The organism is Lactiplantibacillus pingfangensis (assembly GCF_005404945.1).
Taxonomy (GTDB): Bacteria; Bacillota; Bacilli; order Lactobacillales; family Lactobacillaceae; genus Lactiplantibacillus; species Lactiplantibacillus pingfangensis.
The window spans coordinates 62,007-68,510 of record NZ_BJDG01000016.1 but is presented as its reverse complement, the minus strand read 5'-3'; the positions used below and the strand labels follow the sequence as shown (position 1 = coordinate 68,510).

Here is a 6,504-nt window from a genome sequence, read left to right as displayed (position 1 = left end):
TACCGAAATGAGGTCGCTTAGAGACAACAGTAAATTTATATTATTTCATCTGACAACTTGACAGGGCCTAGCGCAATCAGCATCACTTTTTTGTCGCATAAAAATCAGTTTAAACCCTTAACTTCCAGTAGGCTCCGGATCATCCGTCGGCACTACGGTTGGGGTGTAATTATTTCGTTCCAAATAACGCTGTAGCTTAAATGCCGAAGCTAATTTAAAACAAGTATTCGCATCCCGCAAATCACAGCCGGTAATTTCTGAAATATGTTTCAACCGATTACGCAACGTATTGGGATGAACATACAATTGTTCCGCCGTACGTGTTAAATGGCAAGTCGCCATTAAATACGCATCTAAGGTCGCGACAAGCTCGGTCTCATGTTGGGCATCATAATCGAGTAACCCTTTCAACGCCGGATTAATGAAAAATGGCAAAATTTCTAAATGATTGACCCGCGCCAAAGCTAAGTTATAAAATTCATCCTCACAAAAAACAACCCGACCACGATACGTTTTTAACTGTGCCGTACGTTCGCAAACGGTATAAGCCGCAAACGTATCAGCAGGATGCTGATAAAAATTGGAGACGATCAAACGACAGTCCGCTTGGATCGTCAATTTATGCAATCGTTGTTTAAATTGAGGGCTATTATAATCGGCTAAGCTTAAACTTAATAATGCCACACATTGTTGTTGGTGAATCGTAATCAACACCGTTTTGAAGGCAGGCGCCAATAGATACCGCAATCGCTGCTGTAACACCACTGGTGACTGTCCCGTCAACGGCTCACATTTCAAGAAAACCATCGCAGTCGGCAAAGCAACCCGTTGCTTTTCAAACTGGGCCGCAAAAGTAGTACTCTGTCGTTCCGTCAGCAGCATATTCAACAAGCGGTCATGCTGTGCGGTCGCCGTTGGTAAAACTTGATTTTTAACCAAAGACCCGGCAATAACTTTACCCAAATCATTGATTAACAACGCATGACACGCGCTCAGTGGCGTCTTCAACGCCGGCATGACTAGGTATCCCAATGGTTCTTGATTTGCCGCCAATGGTGTAATTAGCATCGGAACTGAAGATAACTTATCGTGCGCCACGTAAATTTGCGTCGAAAAATCCGTTTTATTCGTCGCAAACCCATGCTCTAATAACCACCGCCCAATTTGGTTTTGTGTGACCGTTGTTTGAATACTAGCCCCATTTAATGCCGTCGTATGCGACCGTGATAAAACTTGCCCATTCAAATCAATAATTGCCACGGGATTACCTAGTAACTGCACCGTTTGTTGTAAAACCGCATCAAAATCAGCCGTAATCGCGGTAATTGCCAGCTGATTGATCGTTATTAAGGCCGTAGTTGCCGGTCGAACCAATTTACCAATCATTAATAACAATTGTAATAATTGATTTTGAATCGTTGCCACAGTCGCGGTTTGTGGACCTAGCGTGACGACAGCGACAGCTTGATTGCCATAACACAAGCGCACTTGTCGTGGCGCATGCGGCCGCAGCAACACGGTCTGCGCCGGTCCCACCGTCTCATGGTTCGTTGCAAATTGTGCTTGCAAAATAACCGGATCATTTGCCAAGGGTGTTACTGGTTGGCTGTCAAACTTCGTTGCGAGTTGCGTGATTAATTGTGAAAGTTGCATCCATGACCCCCCTTACATTTCTGCTAATCAGATGAATCGCGTTAGTCTATTATAAGATAGTGTAAGCGTTAACGTAAAGTGACGAAAAAAAGTGCCCGCGCTAACGGACACTTAAAAAAATCAATTTAGAAATTCAGTCTGGGTTTTCACATCATAACGAGTGGTGTGTAAGGGTTCCTGAGCTGCTTTACCAATTGCCACGCCCATAATTGGCACATACCGCTTTGGATCTAAGCCCAAGGTTGGAATCATGTGTTCGAAGTCAATCCCCGAGAAGGCATTCGCATCGTAGCCGTGTGCACGGGCAACTAACAATAGTTGCGAGCCAACGATTGAACAATCCATCGTGGCATCAAACTTCAAAAATTCCGGTGTCGCATTTTCATAAAGTGGTAAGAAGGTGCCCAAAATTTGATCTAGCCGTTCCTTAGTAATATTACCTGCTTTATAAACGGCTTGCCAAACATCACGATAAACCAAGTGGGATTGCGTATCCCCAGCAATAAAGACAATTGCCGAAGCACTATCAACTTGCGGATAGTTGAATTTCATCACTGACTTCTTGAATTTTTCCTTCGCTTCTGGCGTATCAATGACTACAAAGTGCCATGACTGCAAATTGCATGCCGATGGTGCTTTAGCCGCTTCACCTAACATCGTTTCAATTTCAGCACGGTCAATTTTAACTGTCGGATCGAACGCCCGCACCGAATGCCGATTAAACATCACATCTGAAAAATCATTATTCACAAATTTAGTTTCACTCATGTTAAAGCCCGCCTTCATTAAATTTTATAGTTGGTTGCGCTTGGATTGAAGAAGCAACGGTCATAACGGCCCGTCAATAATTTTGGCATGGTGGCATCAGCATCAACGCTTTCAAGTTTCAAGGTGTTGTACATGACTGACGTGTCAAAATGGAACCAAGCAGCCCCTAATGGTTTCAAAACTGGTAGTTCACCGAAAGGATCGTCATCCGTTGAAGCAACTTCAATTGATAACTTCCCTGGTTCTACCTTATCGCAAAGTGACCGTAATTGGGTCGCCACAAGCTCAACGTTAGTAAAATGGTTCGATCCATCTTCATGCTGATCTAAATCATAGGTGTAGAAGAAACTGTTCATTTCAGCTTCCTTACCTAAAGCCAGTTGACCAGCAAATTGCTGCATAATGGACGGATCATTTAACTCGCCCGCTTCCCAAGAAACCCTTAACAAGGTCTTACCATGACGATCAACGGTTGCTGTCGCCGCATTGTCATTTCGATTAATTTCAATGGCGTCCGCTAATTTCTTCGGAATGCCAGCGCCTTCGCGACCCGCAATAACGGCACTTTCAGCCCCAGGGCCGTGCAACAATAAGGTCAATGGATAGGCCCCAATCATCTTATCCTGATAACTCACTAGTGCAAACGTGCTTTGTTCCAAATAGGGCCGACTGAAGCTTGGCTTGCCCATGTGAACCACGTAACCACAAACGACTGGCGCAACTAATTTCAATGGTGCCGGAATCAGCGCTTTCAATGCTGCTTCATCGGTAGCATAAGCAAAGCCCACCCCTGCTTGGTCATTCATACTTGGTAAATTCAAAAAGTTCTTAACATCTGCATCACTAACCATATAACTAGCCATAATTGAACACTCCTTTTACGTTGACTGACCTACATAATGCCATCCATAACATGCACATCCGGCGCCCCATCGTTCACAATCCGGTTCACCCGATCACTGATGAGTGGATTAAATTCTGGATGCGTCAAAATGTAGAAACGATTATCTTCTAAGGCTTTAAAGACGGTGTCAGCAATCGAATCGATTGGTTTCCCGTTAGTAATGACATACTTCGCAAATTGTTGGCCTTTTAAATAAGCCTCGCTTTGATAGTATGGGTCGGTTGGATCGCTGTATTGGGCAGGGCGATGATTTTCGGTGTGATATAAGTCGGTTTGAACAAAGCCGGGGCACATCACATGCATATCAATATTGGCATCGATCCGCTGTAAGTCATAAGCAGTCGCTTCCGTCATCCCAACCGCGGCAAATTTGCTGGCATGGTAAGACGGCATCCCGGGGGTGTCAACTAAACCAGCAATGGAAGCCACATTTAAAATATCGGAACGGGTCTTTTGCTTGAGCATGATTGGAATAATCCGTTTCATCGCATAAACTTGGCTCATGACGTTAATGTGCATAATCCATTCCCAGTCACGGGTTGGCAATTCCCACATCCGTCCCGGCAAAGCGATCCCAGCATTATTAATTAATAAATTGATTTGACCAAACTTTGTCATGGTTTGATCAACAGCCGCATCGACAGCATCTTCTTTAGTGACATCAGCGGCAATCATGATGGCTTCAGCGCCGGCATCGGTGACGTCTTTGTAAGTTGCTTGTAAAGCCGGTTCATCGATATCAATTAATGCGAGTCGCATCCCGCGTTGCGCCCCTTCTTCGGCAATCACCTTGCCGAACCCATGAGCCGCACCGGTAATGAACATGACTTGATTCTTAAAATCCTTCATCGTTAAACGCTCCTTTTAGTGCTTAGTTATTGTGAATGTTTTAACTAAATAAATTAGAACGACGTCGTTTGCTGACTTAATTACAAGTTCATTGTAGTCGGGATAGCTGCATTTGGGTATGGATAAAAGCTACACTATTCAGCAGTGAAGATTGTGGGAAATTCACATTCTTGAAATGATTTATTATTCACAAGGTTAACAAAAAACGGGATCAATCGGTCTAAAAAAAGACGCGGCTCCTTTTCAAGTCGCGTCTTTAGATCAAACCACTGGTACCCACTCATGACAACCTGCTATTCAAAATAATCCGGCAATAATCCTTGATCATCACCCCGAATGAGTTGTTCACCAGCCCGTGACCATAATTTCAAATTGTCATTTAACTCATCTTTGTCAAAGGGTTGCGCCATCTCAGCCGGTTGACCATCCTCGGCACAATTTTCGCCACGACTCCAAGTACAGCTAGGCACTTGAATCTCTTTAAGCTCCTCAAAAGTCAACGTTCGTTTTAAGGTAATCACATGTTCCCAGTCTTCGCCAAAATCATAAGTATAAACGACTCGTTCTTTCTGTAAATCGGGATAAGCATAGCCTTGATCAGCCCGAATTTGAGTGACACCCCACATCGCCATATCATCGATGTAGGAAGTATACTCTAGGTCTCGTTGCTGAAATGGCTGAAACTGGTAGATATGTGAATTCGTCCAACCGAAGGCCAACTGAATTAGCACATGTAGTTGATCGTATCGAATCGTTACCGGAACGATTAATTTTCGAGATACTGCTGGCTTAACTTTTAGTCTGATTAAAATCTCCATTGCTGCTACTGTTGTCATATAATTGATTATTACTCTGCTGCGATCGTTATTTTCTCATCGTGACACCATTCACGCGCAATTTTCTCATAGGCTGCCTCACGAAAATCATACCATTTTTGCGTCAACTCAAATCGATCGACTAAATCACGAAAATAACGGAAGGCGCCACGACCACTAATGGCATTCTCCAATTGATTTTGTTGTTGCTCGTCATCTAAATTCCAAATAAATTCTTCCATGATGTGATAATCATTTACGTCATATTTAGATGGCAATTGAATATAATGATCCCAGTGTTCCTCAATTTCAGCAAGTCGCTCGTCATCATCACCGTACGCCATAACATAAGTAATACTTTGGGTGTCTGTATGGTAATAATAGGTCATGTCGTCGCCAGCACCCTCAACCGCTTCCATAACCTCACTAAGTTTAACTTTCATCACTAAAGCGCCTCCTTTTCATTCCAAACTATGACTGTCATTAACACAACCATAATACCAAATTCATTAATCAAAAACATAAAAGATGCGACCGGTTAGCTCATTATCTGAGTTAACAAGTCGCATCTAATTAGGGCTATTTCTTTTGCTTCGAAGTATATGGCGTCAATTCGTCTTCCGAATAATAATCCTGCTGCACGCCCGAAAAGCGAATCAAATAACGACTATGCTTATTATCCTTGTAAACGACCACACCAACTAATGGCGTTGTCCCTAACTTTGCAAAAACTAAATCACCAATTTTATATTGTGTTAACATTAAAATGCTCCTTTTCATAAATAAGCTATCAACAATAGCCTAAGTTTACGGAACTAATGCTGCACAAACAATCGTCAGTCTCTTGCAATTGATTAATAATGAACGATTCCCCATAATTGTCTTTTATCACGAAAGGAACTCGCTAATGTCCAAAACAGATTTGCGTGTGATTAAAACGAAACGCGCTATTCAACAAGCTGGGCTGACTTTAATATTGAAAAAGCCTATCAATAAAATAACAATTACCGAATTAGCCCAAACCGCACTGATTAATAAAGGAACCTTTTACTTACATTATGCTGATATTTACGCCTTATACGATGAACTGCTAGCAACCGCGGCTAACGAAGCCATTCAACAATCCACGGCCTATCCATTGCTATTTCAAGATAACCAAGCATTTGTCCGCGAGTTTTTATTTGCTGACAGTCCGGCGCTCCAACCGACGCAACTCGCACTGTTGAAACCTGAGAACCTTCGTTTTGCGCCCGATTTTCCTAAAGTCCTGCTAAATAGTTTCAAACAGGCCATTTATCAAGTCGGCAAGTTGCCTCAGAATCGGGAAAACGACCTGAGATTAACTTTTTTACTAAATGGGATGATTTCATTGCTCGTTAATCCCACTTTAATCGATCGCAATGACCCTGATTGCATCAATTTTACAGTCCAGTTCATTAGTCGAAATATTGAGGAAACTTTTCTGGAATTTTACGGCAAATAATAATGAAAAAGCCAAACAAGTGTCTATAACAA

At 42.7% G+C, this 6,504-nt stretch carries 8 protein-coding genes; 1 reads left to right on the top strand and 7 read right to left on the bottom strand.

What is annotated here, in order from left to right; genetic code table 11:
- Positions 1–117: 117 nt before the first annotated feature.
- The 7 genes from FFM74_RS08720 to FFM74_RS08690 all read right to left on the bottom strand — a co-directional run bounded on the left by FFM74_RS08720 (position 118) and on the right by FFM74_RS08690 (position 5,751).
- Positions 118–1,653, bottom strand: coding sequence for a PucR family transcriptional regulator (locus tag FFM74_RS08720; RefSeq protein ID WP_137626242.1), 1,536 nt, complete (start codon positions 1,651–1,653; stop codon positions 118–120).
- Between the two features lie 120 nt (positions 1,654–1,773).
- A complete protein-coding gene (locus FFM74_RS08715; protein ID WP_137626241.1) occupies positions 1,774–2,421 on the bottom strand; it encodes a nitroreductase family protein in 648 nt (215 codons plus the stop codon).
- A gap of 17 nt (positions 2,422–2,438) precedes the next feature.
- Positions 2,439–3,284, bottom strand: a complete 846-nt coding sequence (locus FFM74_RS08710; protein ID WP_137626240.1) for an acetoacetate decarboxylase family protein — start codon at positions 3,282–3,284, stop codon at positions 2,439–2,441.
- A gap of 29 nt (positions 3,285–3,313) precedes the next feature.
- The gene (locus tag FFM74_RS08705) at positions 3,314–4,174 is read right to left on the bottom strand and encodes an SDR family NAD(P)-dependent oxidoreductase (RefSeq protein WP_137626239.1); all 861 of its coding nucleotides are present in this window, start codon (positions 4,172–4,174) and stop codon (positions 3,314–3,316) included.
- Between the two features lie 293 nt (positions 4,175–4,467).
- The gene (locus FFM74_RS08700; protein ID WP_137626238.1) at positions 4,468–5,010 is read right to left on the bottom strand and encodes a plasmid pRiA4b ORF-3 family protein; all 543 of its coding nucleotides are present in this window, start codon (positions 5,008–5,010) and stop codon (positions 4,468–4,470) included.
- Positions 5,011–5,021: 11 nt separating this feature from the next.
- A complete protein-coding gene (locus FFM74_RS08695; protein ID WP_137626237.1) occupies positions 5,022–5,432 on the bottom strand; it encodes a UPF0158 family protein in 411 nt (136 codons plus the stop codon).
- 136 nt (positions 5,433–5,568) lie between these two features.
- Positions 5,569–5,751 (bottom strand): hypothetical protein, encoded by a 183-nt coding sequence (locus FFM74_RS08690; RefSeq protein ID WP_137626236.1) that lies wholly within the window; start codon positions 5,749–5,751, stop codon positions 5,569–5,571.
- 145 nt (positions 5,752–5,896) lie between these two features.
- Here FFM74_RS08690 and FFM74_RS08685 point away from each other — a divergent pair, with 145 nt between their 5' ends.
- Positions 5,897–6,472 carry a TetR/AcrR family transcriptional regulator gene (locus FFM74_RS08685; protein ID WP_137626235.1) on the top strand — a complete coding sequence of 192 codons (576 nt, stop codon included), beginning with the start codon at positions 5,897–5,899 and terminating at the stop codon, positions 6,470–6,472.
- Positions 6,473–6,504 lie beyond the last annotated feature (32 nt).

Excerpts from the sequence above, each read along its gene's own strand:
- FFM74_RS08715 (WP_137626241.1), bottom strand. The coding sequence starts at position 2,421 with ATGAGTGAAACTAAATTTGTGAATAATGATTTTTCAGATGTGATGTTT.
- FFM74_RS08690 (WP_137626236.1), bottom strand. The coding sequence starts at position 5,751 with ATGTTAACACAATATAAAATTGGTGATTTAGTTTTTGCAAAGTTAGGG.
- FFM74_RS08720 (WP_137626242.1), bottom strand. The coding sequence starts at position 1,653 with ATGCAACTTTCACAATTAATCACGCAACTCGCAACGAAGTTTGACAGC.
- FFM74_RS08710 (WP_137626240.1), bottom strand. The coding sequence starts at position 3,284 with ATGGCTAGTTATATGGTTAGTGATGCAGATGTTAAGAACTTTTTGAAT.
- FFM74_RS08685 (WP_137626235.1), top strand. The coding sequence starts at position 5,897 with ATGTCCAAAACAGATTTGCGTGTGATTAAAACGAAACGCGCTATTCAA.
- FFM74_RS08705 (WP_137626239.1), bottom strand. The coding sequence starts at position 4,174 with ATGAAGGATTTTAAGAATCAAGTCATGTTCATTACCGGTGCGGCTCAT.
- FFM74_RS08700 (WP_137626238.1), bottom strand. The coding sequence starts at position 5,010 with ATGACAACAGTAGCAGCAATGGAGATTTTAATCAGACTAAAAGTTAAG.
- FFM74_RS08695 (WP_137626237.1), bottom strand. The coding sequence starts at position 5,432 with ATGAAAGTTAAACTTAGTGAGGTTATGGAAGCGGTTGAGGGTGCTGGC.